This is a genomic window from Microbacterium azadirachtae (assembly GCF_025583665.1).
Classification (GTDB): domain Bacteria; phylum Actinomycetota; class Actinomycetes; order Actinomycetales; family Microbacteriaceae; genus Microbacterium; species Microbacterium azadirachtae.
The window spans coordinates 1,829,370-1,845,377 of the sequence record NZ_CP099706.1; the positions used below are offsets into that span (position 1 = coordinate 1,829,370).

Sequence of the window (16,008 nt, forward strand, 5' to 3'; positions counted from 1 at the left end):
GACTGTCAGCGCGCGGAGTCTGCCGTCAATTCTACGACCTCGCGGGCGGCCGTGGCGACGTCCTCGTTCACGACCCGGTGATCGAACTCGCCCTGCGAGGCCAGTTCGACCTTCGCAGTGCGCAGCCGGCGTGCCCGCTCCTCGGCGTCCTCGGTGCCGCGGCCGACGAGACGCTGCACGAGCTCGTCCCAGGACGGAGGCAGCAGGAAGACGAGATTCGCGGACGGGTCCGCGGCCCGCACCTGGCGTGCGCCCTGCAGGTCGATCTCGAGCAGCACCGTCTTGCCCTCGGCCAGCGCCGCCTCGATCGGCTTGCGCGGCGTGCCGTAGCGGAACTTGTTGTGCACCGTCGCGTACTCGAGCAGCTCGCCCTCGGCGATCATGCGGTCGAACTCGGCGTCGTCGACGAAGAAGTAGTGGACCCCGTCCTGCTCTCCGGGGCGCGGCGCGCGCGTGGTCGCAGAGACGGAGAGGTGGATCTCGGGATGGTTCTCGCGGATGTGGGCGGCGACGGTGCCCTTGCCCACGGCGGTCGGCCCGGCCAGCACGAGCAGGCGGCTGCGCCCCTCCCGCGGCGAAGGCAGCGGGAAGCGCGTGTCCACCCAGGCCCGCAGCGCCTGCTGCTGTCGGGTGCCGAGGCCGCCGAGCCGCTTGACCGGGGAGATCTGCAGGTCGGCCAGGATCCGGTCCCGCTTGCCCGCGCCGATCGCGGGCAGCGCGGTCAGGAAGTCCGGCACGCGCAGGGATCCGGCGGTGGAGTGCGGATCCGCCGCCGCGGCGGCCAGCACGTCCTGCGGCGCGATCACGCGCATGGTGAGATCCCGCTTCAGCGATGCCCGTGCCCGGCGGCGCTCGACCGCTCGACGAGCGGCGGCGACGCGATCGACCTCGGGCACCACGCGCCCTGCCGGTTCAGCCACCCATGACCTCCTGGTATCGCGCGGCGCGCTCTTCGATCGTCGCTGCGATCCGGTCCGGACCTGCGGACAGGATGCTCCGGCTTTCGGAAGCCAGGACGTTACCTGCCAGCGTACCGAATCTCGCGCGCAGATCCTCAGGCGTCGCCCCCTGCGCACCGAATCCCGGGGCGAGCAGGGGCATCGTGCGCAGGGTGTCGTCGTCGAGCGCGAACGCGGAGCGATCGATCGTCGCACCGACGACCAGCCCCACCGATCCGAGGGGCGCGACCGACGGGTCCAGGGCGCGGAGCGCCGTGCTCGACGGGTCGAGGGCGGTGACGTCGCGCGTGACGCGCAGGGCCACGGTCTCCCCCGGCGTGCCGGTGCGCGCCTGCTGCACCGAGGCTCCATCGGGGTTGCTGGTCGCGGCCAGGACGAACACGCCCTTGCCGGCCGGCAGCGCCTGCGTGATCGCCTCGGCCAGGGATCCGCCCCCGAGATAGGGGCTGATGGTCAGCGCGTCCGCCTCCAGCGGCGACCCCGGCTCCAGCCAGGCCTGAGCGTACCCGGCCATCGTGGTGCCGATGTCTCCGCGCTTGGCGTCCGCGATCGTCAGCAGCTCGGCGGAGCGGGCCGCCGCGAGGACGTCCTCCAGCGCGGCGAACCCGGCAGAGCCGAATCTCTCGAAGAAGGCCACCTGGGGCTTGACCGCCGCGACCCTGCCTGCCGCGGCGTCGACCACCGCGAGGCCGAAGGCGCGCACGCCTTCGGCGCTCTGCGGCAGCCCCCAGGAATCCAGGAGCGCCGCATGCGGATCGATCCCGACGCACAGCGGACCGTGTGCGTCGAGCGTCCCGCGCAGCCGGGAGCCGAAGCCGAAGTTCACGCCCGGGCCAGCCGGTCGAGGGCGTACTCCTGGAGGCTCCGCACGTCGAAGCCCTTGTCGGCCGCGTCCATGCCGCTCACCGCGGCACCGAGGGTGGCGATCGTCGTGAACAGCGCCTTGTCGGCCGCGACCGCCGCGGCGCGGATCTCGTAGCCGTCCGCACGCGCGGCACCGCCCGAGGGCGTGTTCACGATGATGTCGATCGCGCCCTGGTCGATGAGGTCGACGATGTTCGTCTCCCCCGAGCCCTGGGTCTCGCTGTACTTCTCCACCACGGTCACCGCGATGCCGTTGCGGGACAGGATCTCGGCCGTGCCCGCGGTGGCGACGATGGTGAACCCGAGCTGGTGCAGACGGTGCGCGGGCAGGATCACGGCGCGCTTGTCCGCATCGGCGACCGAGATGAACACCGTGCCGGACGTAGGCGTGCCGCCGTAGGCCGCGGCCTGGCTCTTGGCGAACGCGGTCGGGAAGTCCCTGTCGATCCCCATCACCTCACCGGTCGAGCGCATCTCCGGGCCGAGCACCGAGTCGACGATGCGGCCGTCGGCGGTGCGGAACCGCTTGAACGGCAGGACCGCCTCCTTCACCGAGACCGGGGAGCCCAGCGGCACGCGCGAGCCGTCGTTCGCGGGGAGGAGCCCCTCGTCCTTGAGCTGCGCGATCGTGGAGCCCGACAGGATGCGGCTCGCGGCCTTGGCGAGCGGGATCCCGAGCGCCTTGGACACGAACGGCACCGTGCGGCTCGCGCGCGGATTCGCCTCGATGACGTAGAGCACGCCCGCGCTGATCGCGAACTGCACGTTCAGCAGGCCCCGCACGCCCACGCCCTCGGCGATCGCGAGGGTCGCCTCGCGCACCCGGTCGATGTCGGTGCGGCCGAGCGAGACCGGCGGCAGGGTGCAGCTCGAGTCGCCGGAGTGGATGCCGGCCTCCTCGAGGTGCTCCATGACGCCGCCGATGTACAGCTCGACGCCGTCGTACAGCGCGTCGACGTCGATCTCGATCGCGTCGTCGAGGAAGCGGTCCACGAGCAGGGGCTTGCCCTCCTCGATCACGACCTCCCCTGCCGTTCGCACGAAGTAGTCGCGCAGCGCCGGGGTGTCGTAGACGATCTCCATGCCGCGGCCGCCGAGCACGAAGCTCGGGCGCACGAGCACCGGGTAGCCGATCTCCTCCGCCACCGCGACAGCGCCCTCGACGTCGATCGCGGTGCCGTTGCGGGGTGCGACCAGACCGGCGTCGTCGAGCAGTCGCGAGAACAGCTCGCGCTCCTCGGCGAGGTCGATCGCCTCGGGGCTGGTGCCGAGCACGGTGTAGCCCGCGGCCTCGATGCCCTTCGCCAGGCCCAGCGGCGTCTGGCCGCCCAGCTGGCAGACCACGCCGAGGATCTGGCCGGACTGCGCCTCGGCGTGCAGCACCTCGAGCACGTCCTCGAGCGTGAGGGGCTCGAAGTACAGCCGGTCCGACGTGTCGTAGTCGGTCGACACGGTCTCCGGGTTGCAGTTGACCATGACGGTCTCGAACCCGGCGTCGGAGAGCGCGAACGACGCGTGCACGCACGAGTAGTCGAACTCGACGCCCTGACCGATGCGGTTCGGGCCGGATCCGATGATGACGACCTTGGTGCGGTCGGAGGGCGTGACCTCCGTCTCGCTGTCGTAGCTGGAGTAGTGGTACGGCGTGAGCGCCGGGAACTCGCCGGCGCAGGTGTCCACCGTCTTGTACACCGGGCGGACGCCGAGCCCGTGCCGCACACCGCGGACCTCGGCCTCGGTGAGCCCGCGCAGCTGCGCGAACTGCACGTCCGAGAAGCCGTGGTCCTTGCCGAGGCGCAGGACGTCGGCGTCGAGCTCGGTCGCGGTGCGGATCTGCTCCGCGACCTCGTTGATGAGCACGATCTGGTCGATGAACCACGGGTCGATCGCGGTCGCCTCGAAGGCCTGCTCGACGGTGGCGCCCTTGCGCAGCGCCTGCTGCAGGACGACGATGCGGCCGTCCGTCGGCGTCTTCGAGATCTCGAGGAGCTCCTCGACCGAGCGGGGCTCGTCGCCCCAGTGGAACGAGGATCCGCGCTTCTCGAGCGAGCGCAGAGCCTTCTGCAGCGCGGTCGTGTAGTTGCGGCCGATCGCCATGGCCTCGCCCACCGACTTCATGGTCGTGGTGAGCGTGGCGTCGGCGGCGGGGAACTTCTCGAACGCGAACCGCGGGGCCTTCACGACCACGTAGTCCAGCGTCGGCTCGAAACTGGCCGGGGTGACGCCGGTGATGTCGTTCGGGATCTCGTCGAGGCGGTATCCGAGGGCGAGCTTGGCGGCGAGCTTGGCGATCGGGAAGCCCGTCGCCTTCGACGCCAGGGCCGAGGAGCGCGACACCCGCGGGTTCATCTCGATGACGATGACGCGCCCGTTCTCCGGGTTGACCGCGAACTGGATGTTGCAGCCGCCCGTGTCCACGCCCACGGCGCGGATGATGTCGATGCCGATGTCGCGGAGGTTCTGGTACTCGCGGTCGGTGAGCGTGAGCGCCGGGGCGACCGTGATGGAGTCGCCGGTGTGCACGCCGACCGGGTCGACGTTCTCGATCGAGCAGACCACGACGGTGTTGTCCGCCGTGTCGCGCATGAGCTCGAGCTCGTACTCCTTCCAGCCGAGGATCGACTCCTCCAGGAGCACCTCGGTGGTCGGCGAGTCGTGCAGGCCTGCTCCGCCGATGCGGCGCAGGTCCGCCTCGTCGAACGCGAAGCCGGATCCGAGTCCGCCCATCGTGAACGAGGGGCGGACGACCAGCGGGTAGCCGAGCTTCTCGGCGCCGGCGAGCAGCTCGTCCATCGTGTGGCAGATGACGGAGGCGGCGACGTCGGCCCCCGCGTCGAGGACGAGCTGCTTGAAGATCTGGCGGTCTTCGCCCTTCTGGATCGCGTCGACCTTCGCGCCGATCAGCTCGACGCCGTACTTCTCCAGGATCCCCCGCTCGTGCAGGGCCATCGCGGCGTTGAGAGCGGTCTGGCCGCCCAGGGTCGGCAGGATCGCGTCCGGCTTCTCCTTGGCGATGATCGTCTCGATGACCTCGGGGGTGATCGGCTCGATGTAGGTGGCGTCCGCGAAGTCGGGGTCGGTCATGATCGTGGCGGGGTTCGAGTTCACGAGGATGACGCGGACGCCCTCCTCGCGCAGCACGCGGCACGCCTGGGTGCCGGAGTAGTCGAACTCGCAGGCCTGACCGATCACGATCGGGCCGGATCCGATGACGAGGACGGAGTGGATGTCGTCGCGCTTGGGCATTACTTGCTGTCCTTCTTTGCGAGGTGGGCGACGACGACGTCGCGGAAGCGGTCGAAGAGGTAGTTGGCGTCGTGCGGGCCGGCGGCGGCCTCGGGGTGGTACTGCACCGAGAAGGCCGGGATGTCGAGGGCGCGAAGCCCCTCGACCACCTGGTCGTTGAGGCCGACGTGGCTGACCTCGACCTTGCCGTAGCCGTGCGGGCTGTCGAAGGAGCCCTCGACGGGCGCCTCGACGGCGAAGCCGTGGTTGTGCGCCGTGATCTCGACCCGGCCCGTGGCCTTGTCGAGCACCGGCTGGTTGATGCCGCGGTGGCCGAACGTCAGCTTGTAGGTGCCGAGGCCGAGGGCGCGGCCGAACAGCTGGTTGCCGAAGCAGATCCCGAAGTACGGCAGACCCGCATCGAGGACCTCGCGGAGCACCGCGACCTGCGCGTCGGATGCGGACGGATCTCCGGGCCCGTTCGAATAGAACACGGCCACGGGCTCGATCGCGGCGATGTCGGCGAAGGTGGACGACTGCGGCAGCACGTGGACGTCGAACCCGCGCGCGGCGAGGTTGTCGAGCGTGGACTGCTTGACGCCGAGGTCGAGCACGGCGAGGTTGCCGATGCGCTCCCCCGTCGCCGGGGTGACCTCGGCGACGGAGACGGACACCCGCGCGGACAGGTTCTGCCCGGCCATCTCGGGCGCCTCCGTGACGCGGCGCAGCTGCTCGTCCGCATCCAGGGCCGCGTCCGCGCCGGAGAAGATGCCGCCGCGCATGGATCCCGCCGAGCGGATGTGCCGGGTGACGGCGCGGGTGTCGATGCCGCTGATGCCGACGATGCCGTCGCGGACCAGGGTGTCGTCCAGCGAGCTGTTCGCCCGCCAGTTCGACACGACCCGCGAGGGGTCTCGAACGATGTAGCCGGCGACCCAGATGCGGCGGGACTCGGGGTCCTCGTCGTTCATGCCCGTGTTGCCGATGTGCGGCGCGGTCTGCAGCACGATCTGTCCTGCGTAGGAGGGGTCCGTCAGGGTCTCCTGGTAGCCGGACATGCCCGTGGCGAAGACGACCTCGCCCAGGGTGGTGCCGCGGGCGCCGTACGCGCGCCCGACGTGGCGGGTGCCGTCCTCGAGGACGAGCACGGCGGCGTCCGCGGCGTGCCCGGACGATGCGATGGGGGTGGTCATGCGGTTTCTCCTGTCTCGGAGGCAGCGCACAGGCGCTGGAGGTCGGTGAGCGCGGCGCCTGCGGCATCGGTGCTGCCCAGGTCGCCGGTGATGCGGAGGTAGCTGTCGACGAGCGTTCCGTCGTCGGTGCGCCAGACGAGGCGGATGAGACCGCCCGGCTCGACGGCGCGGTCGATCGTGACCGTGGCCCGATCGACGCCGAGCAGACGCGAGGAGGCGAGGAACACGGTCGGCGAGCCGTCGAGGCTGAGGGCCGCGCCGCGATCGGTGATCGTGAGCTCGCCCCGCGCCCGGTACACGAGCGGACGGACGGCGAGGCGCTCGAGCGAGTGATCGTGCTTCGTCGTCGCGACGTACAGCGTCTCGTAGCGCGCGCGCACCTCGGCGTGCTCGGGGACGCCGAGCGGAGCCGTGAGCCCGGAGTCGCGTCGCAGCCGCGCGCGCCAGGCCCAGACGCCGGCGAGGATGAGCAGCACCGCGACGCCGAGCACCACGGCGCCGGCGATCTGCTGGCTCACGAGTGCGCTCCGAGGGTCGCGAGCACGCCGTCCTCGAGCGTCAGGTAGCCGCGATGCACGGTCCAGAGGACCTTGCCGGGCAGATCCCGTCCGAGATACGGCGAGTTCGTGCTCTGGCCGTGCAGATCCGCCTCGGCGAAGACGCCCTGGGCTGCCGCGTCGTAGAGAGTGAACTCGGCCGGCTGCCCGGCGGCGATCGGCGTGCCATGGCCGGTCAGCGAGCCGATCCGCGCGGGCGCGGCGCTCATGACGCGTGCGACGTCCTCCCAGCCCAGCAGCCCGGTCTGGACCATGGCCTGGTGCACCACGCGCAGGGCGGACTCCAGCCCGACCATGCCGTTCGCGGCCGCCTGCCACTCGCACGCCTTGGCTTCGCTCGGGTGCGGGGCGTGGTCGGTCGCGACGATGTCGATCGTGCCGTCGGCGAGACCTTCGCGCACGGCGAGGACGTCCTCCTGCGTCCGCAGCGGCGGGTTGACCTTGAACCGCGCGTCGTAGCCGCGAGCGAGCTCGTCGGTCAGCAGGAGGTGATGCGGGGTGACCTCGGCGGTCACGGCCACGCCCCGCTTCTTCGCCCAGCGGATCAGATCGACGGATCCGGCGGTGGACAGATGGCAGACGTGCAGGCGGGATCCGACGTGCTCGGCGAGCAGGATGTCGCGCGCGATGATCGACTCCTCGGCCACCGCGGGCCAGCCGGCGAGACCAAGCTCGGCCGACACGGCGCCCTCGTTGAGCTGGGCCCCCTCGGTCAGCCGCGGATCCTGCGCGTGCTGCGCGATGACGCCGTCGAACGCCTTCACGTACTCGAGCGCGCGGCGCATGATCAGCGGATCCCAGACGCAGAAGCCGTCGTCGCTGAACACGCGCACCTGAGCGCGAGAGGACGCCATCGCGCCGAGCTCGGCGAGGCGCTCGCCCTTCTGCCCGACGGTCACGGCGCCGATGGGCTGCACGGTGGCGTAGCCCGCCGCCTCTCCGAGCGCGAGCTCCTGCTCCACCACGCCGGCCGAGTCGGCGACCGGAGAGGTGTTCGGCATCGCGAAGACGGCCGTGAAGCCGCCGGCGGCGGCGGCGCGGGTGCCCGAGAGCACGGTCTCGCTGGCCTCATAGCCGGGCTCGCGGAGGTGCGTGTGCAGGTCGACGAGCCCCGGCAGGGCGACCAGTCCGTCGGCGTCGATCACGCGCGCACCGGCCGCCGAGAGGCCGGAGCCGAGCTCGGCGATCACGCCGTCCTTCACCAGGATGTCGGCGGACTCGGCTCCGAGAACGCTCGCGCCCCGGAACAGCAGGCTCTCGGTCATCGTTCTCCTCGATTCATCTCGTCGTCCTCGGTCCCCGAGCCCGCGGAAGGGGCTCCGGCCAGCAGCAGGTAGAGCGCAGCCATCCGCACCGAGACGCCGTTCGCGACCTGCTCGAGCACGGTCGAGCGCGCGGAGTCGGCGGCGTCGGAGGAGATCTCCAGTCCCCGGTTCATCGGACCGGGGTGCATGACGATCGTATCGTCGGGAAGGCGGCGCAGCCGCGCGGCGTCGAGGCCCCAGCGACGCGCGTACTCGCGCTCGGAGGGGAAGAACGCCGCGTGCATGCGCTCGAGCTGGATGCGCAGCATCATCACCGCGTCCGGCTCCTCGGCCAGCGCCGCATCGAGGTCGTACAGCACCCGGGCCGGCCAGGCCGTGACGTCCTGCGGGATGAGCGTCGGCGGCGTGACCAGGGTGACGGCGGCGCCGAGCGTCGAGAGCAGCCACACGTTCGAGCGCGCCACGCGGGAGTGCAGCACGTCGCCGACGATGACGACGCGCACCCCGGCGAGGTCGCGTCCGCGGCTGTCCGCGCCGAACCGGCGCTTGCGGATCGTGTAGGCGTCGAGCAGGGCCTGGGTGGGGTGCTCGTGCGTGCCGTCGCCGGCGTTCACGACGCCCGCGGAGATCCATCCGCTCGTGGCCAGCGTGCGCGGGGCCCCCGACGCCGGATGGCGCACGACGACGGCGTCGGCGCCGATCGCCTCCAGGGTCTGCGCCGTGTCCTTCAGGCTCTCGCCCTTGGAGACGCTCGAGCCCTTCGCCGCGAAGTTGATCACGTCGGCGGAGAGGCGCTTCGCGGCTGCCTCGAAAGAGATGCGCGTGCGGGTGGAGTCCTCGAAGAACAGGTTCACCACGGTCTTGCCGCGCAGGGTCGGGAGCTTCTTGACCTCACGGGACTGGGTGTCCGCCATGTCCTCGGCGATGTCGAGGATCCGCAGCGCGTCCGCGCGGGAGAGCGTGCGGGTGTCGAGCAGGTGTCTCATTCCTCGCCCCCCTCGATCGAGACGAACTCCTCGCCGTCGTCCTCGCGCAGGCGCACGTTCACGCGCTCGGCGCGGGAGGACGGGATGTTCTTGCCCACGAAGTCGGGGCGGATCGGCAGCTCGCGGTGCCCGCGGTCGACCAGGATCGCGAGGCGCACCACGGACGGCCGGCCGATGGACTGCAGCGCGTCGAGCGCGGACCGGATGCTGCGGCCGGAGAACAGCACGTCGTCGACGAGGACGACCGTCTTGCCGTCGATGCCGCCCGCCGGGATGTCGGTGCGATGCGGCGACCGCGTCGGGTGCTTGGCGAGATCGTCGCGGAACAGCGTGACGTCGAGAGCCCCGACAGGCACCGCGGTCTGCGCGATCTCGGTGATGAGCAGTGCGAGGCGCTCGGCGAGCGGGACCCCGCGGGTCGGGATGCCCAGGAGCACGAGGTCCTCGGCGCCTCGATTGGACTCGAGGATCTCATGGGCGATGCGCGTCAAGGCGCGCCTGATGTCGGCTTCCTGCAGCACGATGCGTGCGCTCATCCACCGGCTCCCTTCTCCGCCTCACGGGACGGTGTTAAAGGTTGCTTCTGATCTGCGGCTCCAGTCTACCGGAGCCGCTCACCCGCCGACGACGGCGGCCATGCCCTTGGGCGGAGGTCAGCCCGCGGATTGCAGGGCCTCGCGCGCGGCGCGACCGGTCTCGATGATCCGCGAGGCGCGGATCGGGTGCCCGCTCGTCGACAGGCAGCGGCCGGTCTTCAGGTCCCACTTCCAGTCGTGCATGCTGCAGGTCAGCACACCGTCCTCGTCCACGGACCCGGTGCGGGTCAGGTCGGCGCGCAGGTGCGGGCAGCGGCGCTGCACGACCCAGTCCCCGATCTCGGCGTCCTCGGTCTGATCGGTCTGCTCCTGGTACCAGTTCTCGACGTACTCGATGCGATCGACCGAGAGGCACTTCAGGAAGGTCGTGAGGAACTCGTTGAACTTGCCACTGCGCCCCACCGAGAACTGCATGGACAGGAAGATCGAGTTCGACCAGTCGATCTCATGGTCGGCGATGTTCGTGGAGACGAGGTCGGCCGGGATCGTGTACCAGTAGATGCACTCCTCCCCCGCGTACTCGCGCACCTTCGCCTTGGGGAAGTCGACCACCATGTCGAGCTCGCCGATGCGGAAGCGCACATTGCCGCCGACGCCGAGCCGGATCGTGCGCGACTTCTTCAGCAGCGGCTCCCACCACGCCTTGATCGCCGCGAGCATCTCGTCCGGGGGCAGGATCGGGGCGCGGCGGGACTCCTCGTCGCGGAGCTCCTCCTGACGGCTCGCCCGCTGCTCCTCGAGGTAGTCCCACTTCTCGTCGAAGATGTGCCGCAGCTCCTCCTCGGAGTAGAGCGTCTGCTCGACGGAGGCGAGCGCCCGGTTCTCGAGGGTCACGACCGTGCCCGGCACGAACAGGTGCCCGTCGTACTGCGGGGCCAGTTCGTCCATGTGCGCGAGGAACTGCTTCTGGTCCGTGAAGATCGACTCGCCGTGGCGACCGGTGCCGTTGAAGTCGAACAGGTCGTCGCGGAGGAACATCGGCGGGCCGGCCATCGGGAACACGTGCGGCGCGTCGACCTTCTCGATGTAGTACATCGCGCGCTTGTTCTGCGCTTCGCGCTTGAGGCGCGCGAAGTTCTGCTTGGCATCCAGCGGGAGGTCGTAGACCATCGGCCACCAGATCGCGCCGGAGACCTGCGTGAAGTACGCGTCCGGACGGCCGAACGTGAGGAGCTTCTCGAGGTCGAGCGGGTGCGAGTCGTTCTGGTTCAGGACGGATCCGGTGCCGTCGTCGACGCTGAGCGACGAGTCGCCGATCGGACCGTCGCTGGGCGCGCGCAGCGGCGTGATCATGATCTTCAGCTCGCCGCGCTCGATGACCTCGCCGGCGGGTGCGTAGGTGATGTTGTCGTAGCCGAGGGCGCGGAGGTCCTGCTCGAGGTCGTCGGTCGGATACTCCGGCAGGAGCACCTCGATGTCCTTGCGGATGTAGCGCTCGAGCAGGCGCGGATCGAAGTGGTCGCGGTGCCGGTGCGAGACGTAGAGGAAGTCCGCCTCGCGGCCGAAGCGCTCCCAGTCGAGCCCGCGGTTGTCGGGGAACGGGAACCAGGATCCGAAGAAGGACGGGCCGAGCACGGGGTCGCAGATGATGTTCCCGCCGATCGTCTCGATGAACATTCCGGCGTGTCCGAGTCCCGTGATCCGCATGCTTCTCCTCCTGTGTGGACCTGTCGATCCTACCGGGGCGACGCTCGCCCGGCCTGGAGACGGCCCGTGCATAATCAGGATCCGGCCGCGTGCCGCCGCGCTCAGCTCAGCAGCTCCCGGATGTCGTCGGCCGTGAGGGTCTGCGCGGAGAGGTCCTCGTCGTCGAGGACCGCGGAGAACAGCCGCGCCTTGCGCTGCTGCAGGGCGAGCACCTTCTCCTCGATCGTGCCGGCTGCGATCATGCGGTAGACGAACACCGGATTCTCCTGGCCGATGCGGTGCGCGCGGTCGGCGGCCTGCGCCTCCGCGGCCGGATTCCACCAGGGGTCGAGCAGGAAGACGTAGTCGGCCTCGGTGAGCGTGAGCCCGGTCCCGCCGGCTTTGAGGCTCAGCAGGAACGCATCCTGATCCCCCTCGCGGAACTCCTGCACCACGCGGTCCCTGTCGCGCGTCGAGCCGTCGAGGTACGAGACCCGCAGCCCGGCGCGGCGGAGCCGGTCGGCCGCGAGCGTGAGGAACGAGGTGAACTGGCTGAACACGAGCGCCCGATGGCCCTCGGCACGCAGCTCGAGCAGACGTTCGGCGAGCTCCTCGAGCTTGCGCGAGGCGATGCCCGCGTCGTCCTCGTCGATGAGACCGGGCGCGAGGCTCAGCATCCGCAGCATCGTGAGCGAGCGGAAGACGATGAAGCGCTGCCGGTCGAGGTCGGGCAGCAGGCCGAGGATCTTCTGCCGCTCGCGCTGCAGCACGGTGTCGTAGCGATGGCGATGGGCGGGCGCGAGCTCGACGCTGAGCACCTGCTCCTGCCGCTCGGGCAGATCGGGCGCGACGAGGTCCTTGGTGCGGCGGATCAGGTAGGGGCGGATCCTGCGGCGGAGCAGCTCGATGCGCGACCGCCGGAAGGGCGCGCCCTCCGCGTTCTCCGGCACCTTGCCCTGCTCGATCGGCTGGATGAAGTCCTCGCGGAACTTCCGCGCCGAGGCGAACAGTCCCGGTGCAGTGAGGCTCAGGATGGCCCAGAGCTCGCCCAGGCCGTTCTCCAGGGGCGTCCCCGTCGCCGCGTACACGGCACGGGCGTCGAGTGCGGCCACGGCCTGGTGCTGCTTCGTGGCGGGGTTCTTCACGTGCTGCGCCTCGTCGAGCACCACGCCCGCCCAGCGCAGGCGGGCGAACTCCTCCGCGTCCAGGCGGAGCAGCGTGTAGGAGGTGATGACGAGGTCGGCGCCCTCGACGTGCGCGGCCAGGGCCACGCCGTGCGCATCGCGGGTGCGGTCGACCACCGCCACCTTCATGCCGGGGGCGAACCGCTCCGCCTCGCGCCGCCACACGTCCAGGACGGAGGTCGGCGCCACGACAAGCCACGGGACGTCGCCGTGGTCGGAGTCGCCGGTCGCCGGCGCCGTCTCCCGCGCGTGCGCGATCAGTGCGAGCAGCTGCAGGGTCTTGCCCAGGCCCATGTCGTCGGCGAGGACGCCGCCGAGGCGATGCCGCCACAGACGCGCCAGCCGGGTGAATCCCTCCCGCTGATAGGGCCGGAGCTCCGCGATGATGCCGGCCGGCACGGCGATGCGGTCGTCGCCCGGATCCGCCCGGAGATCCTCCACGGCGGCACGCCAGGCCTGCGCGGTGACGGTCTCGTCGGCGAGGTCCTCGAAGTCCTCCCAGAGGGCGAGCTGGGTGCGTGCGATCCGCGGACCGGCCTCCCACTCCGCCAGCTCCGCGGCCTCATCGAGGAGCTCCCTGAGGCGGTCGAACGCCGGATGACGCAGCGAGAACCACGTGTTGTCGACGAGCTTGAGCTTGCCCTGGCGCAGCGCGAGCGCGCGGAACAGCGGCTCGAACGGGATGTTGCGCCCGTCGATCCGCACGACGATGCCGAGGTCGAACCAGTCCGGGTCCGTGCTCTCCACGACGTTGACCGTGATCGCCGGATCGCCGGTGAGCTCGGGATAGGCCCGGGGCGCTCCGGTGCGCTCCACGACGATTCCGCGCTCCTCGAGAGCGGGGGCGAGGACCGCGACGAACTCGGCCGCGTCGGCGTCGCGGAGGGTGCCACCGAGCGTGAAGGGCAGTCCGGTGACCTCCGCCCAGGCGGCGATGACGGACGGCCGGCGCTCGGCCTCCGCGTCCGCGTCGCGGATCGCGGATCCGGTCGCCTGCTCGTCGAGCGGAAACCGACGGTAGCCGGGATAGTCCCAGCACAGCTCATAGGCCACGACATCGGCGGGCCGGAAGTCGATCACGAGGGTCGCCACGGGCCGCGGCGGCTCGGGCAGCGACACTCCGGAGCCGGCGCGGATGTCCGCCGCCCGCCGCAGCACGGGATAGGCCTCCCGGAAGAACACGGCCCTGTCCACCGGCGCCACCGAGAGCCCCTCGGGTGAGGACAGCAGCGCGCGGACGCCGTCCGACAGCGGCGCCGGCGCGAGCACGAGCTCGATGTCCGCGCCGATGACGCGGCGCGCGTACACGCCGCCCGATCCGATCGGCGTGACGGTGGCACCGTCGAGCGCCTCGCCGTCCTCCGTCACGGAAGCCGTGACGCTCAGGCCGCCGCCCCGTGTTCCGGCGAGCCCGACGATCACCCGCACCCGGTCGGACCACCGGAGCCGCGTGCCCCGTTCGGTGGCGACGACGGCGATGCCCGCCTCCGTCGCCGAGGCGAGGTGCGGCCAGAGCAGCGGGGACGCCACCGGATCCAGCAGCAGCCAATCCCCCGCTGTCCCGGACAGCAACGAGTCACGGGAGATGCTCAGCAGATCGGCGAACCACCGCGAGTGCGCCTCTCGGAAGCGGGTGCCTGGTCGCCGCACGGCGTCCCAGTCGGCGTCGGACTGCACCCAGGAGTCACCGGTGTCGTTGCGGCGCAGCGGCCGCGCGGCGAGGAACAGCTCGCCCGGATCCTTCACGAGATCGCGGGCGGTCGCGGTGCGCAGCGGCCGCGCGCCCCAGTGCCGCGCGTCGGCGCGGTCACGACGCCGCAGCTCCAGCCCGAGGGCGAGCGGGGTGCCGGCCGCACGGGCGGGCGGCAGCAGGACGCGCCAGTCGTCGGCTTCGGATGCGGTCATGATCATCCATCCTCCCCCGAGCCGCGGACACCCGCCGCCCGACGACGAGGGGCGCCCCTGGCCGAGCCATGCTCGGGCGGGGGCGCCCCTCGGAGAGCCGAACGGGTCAGGCCGAGCGCGCGACCCGGGCCAGCACGCCGTGCACGAAAGCTCCGGACTCGTCGGTCGAGAACTCCTTCGCCAGCTCGACGGCCTCGTCGATCGCGACCGCGGTGGGCACCTCGTCGTTGTGCAGGATCTCCCACACGCCGATGCGCAGCAGCGCCCGGTCGACGGCGGGCATCCGGTCGAGCTTCCAGTCACGGCTGTGCGTGGTGATCTGCTCGTCGATCTCGTCGCGGTGGTCGATGATCCCGTCCACGATCTCGCGCCCGTACAGCCAGGACGCCTCGCGCGCGGGCTCCGCGGCGGCGCGCTTGGCCTCGGCGGCGAGCGTCACCGCGAGGTCGTCACCGCGCACGTCGGCGGAGAAGAGGATGTCGAGGGCGCGCTTGCGCGCCTTGGTCCGGGCGCCCACGCGTCAGTCGTTGATGCGGCCGAGGTAGCCGCCGGTGCGCGTGTCGACCTTGACCTTGGTGCCGGTCTCCAGGAACAGCGGAACCTGGATCTCGTAGCCGGTCTCGAGCGTGGCGGGCTTGGTGCCGGCCGACGAGCGGTCGCCCTGCAGGCCGGGCTCGGTGTAGGTGACCTCGAGCACGACGGACGCCGGGAGCTCGATGTAGAGCGGGTTGCCGTTGTTCAGCGCGATCTGGACGGACTGGTTCTCCAGCATGAAGTTCTTCGCGTCGCCGACGGTGGCCGCGGGGACGTTGATCTGGTCGTAGTCCTCCTGGTCCATGAAGACGAAGTTGTCGCCGTCGGTGTACAGGTAGGTGAAGTCGCGGCGGTCGACGTTCTCGATGTCGACCTTGGCGCCCGCGTTGTACGTGCGGTCGACGACCTTGCCGCTGACGACGTTCTTCAGCTTGGTGCGGACGAACGCGCCGCCCTTGCCGGGCTTGACGTGCTGGAACTCGATGACGTTCCAGAGCTGGCCGTCGATGGAGAGGACGACGCCGTTCTTGATGTCTGCAGTGGATGCCATGGGTCTGAGAAGTCCGTTCCTGAAGTCTGCGCGGTCGATCGACCGACGTCCCATCCTACGCGATGCCCGCCGGACGACCGGTGGGAGCGACGGGTCGGGCTCGGCTCAGCCGTCGGCCTGGCCCGTGATCACTCGGATCAGGCGGCGCGTCGCCGTGGCGTAGCCCTGCACGCCCTCCCCGACGACGTGCACGGCGGCCACGTCGGTGAGGTACGAGTGGTGCCGGAACTCCTCGCGCGCGTACACGTCCGAGATGTGCACCTCGGCGAACGGCAGTGCGACGCCGGTGAGGGCGTCGCGCAGCGCGACGGACGTGTGCGTGTAGGCGCCGGCGTTGATCACGATTCCCGCGCAGTCCGCTCGTGCGTCGTGGATCGCGTCCAGCAGCACGCCCTCGTGGTTGCTCTGCACCGCACGGACCTCGAACCCGTAGGCGGCGGCCGCCTCGGCCGTGATCCGCTCGACGTCGGCGAGCGTCGCGGATCCGTAGATCCCCGGCTCGCGCGTGCCGAGGAGGTTCAGGTTGGGCCCGTTGACGAGCAGGAGTCGGCGTGGCGTGGTCAC

General features: G+C 70.9%; 13 protein-coding genes. All 13 read right to left on the reverse strand.

The annotated features are described in order from the left end of the window. Positions 1 to 5 precede the first annotated feature (5 nt). Complete coding sequence (gene gmk / locus NFX31_RS08740) at positions 6 to 920, reverse strand: guanylate kinase (protein WP_262957188.1); 915 nt, start codon at positions 918 to 920, stop codon at positions 6 to 8. Next, entirely contained in the window at positions 913 to 1,785 is an 873-nt protein-coding gene (gene pyrF / locus NFX31_RS08745) for an orotidine-5'-phosphate decarboxylase (RefSeq protein ID WP_045251995.1), read from the reverse strand. The genes gmk and pyrF overlap by 8 nt, the downstream gene beginning before the upstream one ends. Then, positions 1,782 to 5,069 carry a carbamoyl-phosphate synthase large subunit gene (gene carB, locus NFX31_RS08750; protein WP_045251994.1) on the reverse strand — a complete coding sequence of 1,096 codons (3,288 nt, stop codon included), beginning with the start codon at positions 5,067 to 5,069 and terminating at the stop codon, positions 1,782 to 1,784. Before carB ends, pyrF begins: the two co-directional genes overlap by 4 nt. Next, entirely contained in the window at positions 5,069 to 6,241 is a 1,173-nt protein-coding gene (gene carA / locus NFX31_RS08755) for a glutamine-hydrolyzing carbamoyl-phosphate synthase small subunit (protein ID WP_262957189.1), read from the reverse strand. Before carA ends, carB begins: the two co-directional genes overlap by 1 nt. Continuing rightward, a complete protein-coding gene (locus NFX31_RS08760; RefSeq protein WP_045251992.1) occupies positions 6,238 to 6,759 on the reverse strand; it encodes a PH-like domain-containing protein in 522 nt (173 codons plus the stop codon). The genes carA and NFX31_RS08760 overlap by 4 nt, the downstream gene beginning before the upstream one ends. Beyond that, on the reverse strand, positions 6,756 to 8,063 hold the full coding sequence (locus NFX31_RS08765) for a dihydroorotase (protein ID WP_045251991.1): 1,308 nt from the start codon (positions 8,061 to 8,063) through the stop codon (positions 6,756 to 6,758). The genes NFX31_RS08760 and NFX31_RS08765 overlap by 4 nt, the downstream gene beginning before the upstream one ends. Beyond that, on the reverse strand, positions 8,060 to 9,049 hold the full coding sequence (locus NFX31_RS08770) for an aspartate carbamoyltransferase catalytic subunit (RefSeq protein WP_091476464.1): 990 nt from the start codon (positions 9,047 to 9,049) through the stop codon (positions 8,060 to 8,062). Before NFX31_RS08770 ends, NFX31_RS08765 begins: the two co-directional genes overlap by 4 nt. Next, positions 9,046 to 9,585: a bifunctional pyr operon transcriptional regulator/uracil phosphoribosyltransferase PyrR gene (gene pyrR, locus NFX31_RS08775; RefSeq protein WP_045251989.1), complete on the reverse strand. Its 540-nt coding sequence runs from the start codon at positions 9,583 to 9,585 to the stop codon at positions 9,046 to 9,048. Before pyrR ends, NFX31_RS08770 begins: the two co-directional genes overlap by 4 nt. A 117-nt stretch (positions 9,586 to 9,702) precedes the next feature. Beyond that, entirely contained in the window at positions 9,703 to 11,292 is a 1,590-nt protein-coding gene (locus tag NFX31_RS08780; RefSeq protein ID WP_262957190.1) for a Rieske 2Fe-2S domain-containing protein, read from the reverse strand. Between the two features lie 101 nt (positions 11,293 to 11,393). Continuing rightward, positions 11,394 to 14,360: a DEAD/DEAH box helicase gene (locus tag NFX31_RS08785; protein ID WP_262957191.1), complete on the reverse strand. Its 2,967-nt coding sequence runs from the start codon at positions 14,358 to 14,360 to the stop codon at positions 11,394 to 11,396. 106 nt (positions 14,361 to 14,466) lie between these two features. Beyond that, the gene (gene nusB / locus NFX31_RS08790; RefSeq protein WP_045251986.1) at positions 14,467 to 14,877 is read right to left on the reverse strand and encodes a transcription antitermination factor NusB; all 411 of its coding nucleotides are present in this window, start codon (positions 14,875 to 14,877) and stop codon (positions 14,467 to 14,469) included. A 3-nt stretch (positions 14,878 to 14,880) separates the two neighbouring features. Beyond that, positions 14,881 to 15,444: an elongation factor P gene (gene efp, locus NFX31_RS08795; RefSeq protein ID WP_045251985.1), complete on the reverse strand. Its 564-nt coding sequence runs from the start codon at positions 15,442 to 15,444 to the stop codon at positions 14,881 to 14,883. A 105-nt stretch (positions 15,445 to 15,549) separates the two neighbouring features. Further along, complete coding sequence (gene aroQ, locus NFX31_RS08800; protein ID WP_045251984.1) at positions 15,550 to 16,008, reverse strand: type II 3-dehydroquinate dehydratase; 459 nt, start codon at positions 16,006 to 16,008, stop codon at positions 15,550 to 15,552.

Coding starts and splice junctions, on each gene's coding strand:
- NFX31_RS08765 (WP_045251991.1), bottom strand. CDS start 8,063: ATGACCGAGAGCCTGCTGTTCCGGGGCGCGAGCGTTCTCGGAGCCGAG.
- NFX31_RS08785 (WP_262957191.1), bottom strand. CDS start 14,360: ATGACCGCATCCGAAGCCGACGACTGGCGCGTCCTGCTGCCGCCCGCC.
- NFX31_RS08780 (WP_262957190.1), bottom strand. CDS start 11,292: ATGCGGATCACGGGACTCGGACACGCCGGAATGTTCATCGAGACGATC.
- efp (WP_045251985.1), bottom strand. CDS start 15,444: ATGGCATCCACTGCAGACATCAAGAACGGCGTCGTCCTCTCCATCGAC.
- NFX31_RS08770 (WP_091476464.1), bottom strand. CDS start 9,049: ATGAGACACCTGCTCGACACCCGCACGCTCTCCCGCGCGGACGCGCTG.
- pyrR (WP_045251989.1), bottom strand. CDS start 9,585: ATGAGCGCACGCATCGTGCTGCAGGAAGCCGACATCAGGCGCGCCTTG.
- carA (WP_262957189.1), bottom strand. CDS start 6,241: ATGACCACCCCCATCGCATCGTCCGGGCACGCCGCGGACGCCGCCGTG.
- carB (WP_045251994.1), bottom strand. CDS start 5,069: ATGCCCAAGCGCGACGACATCCACTCCGTCCTCGTCATCGGATCCGGC.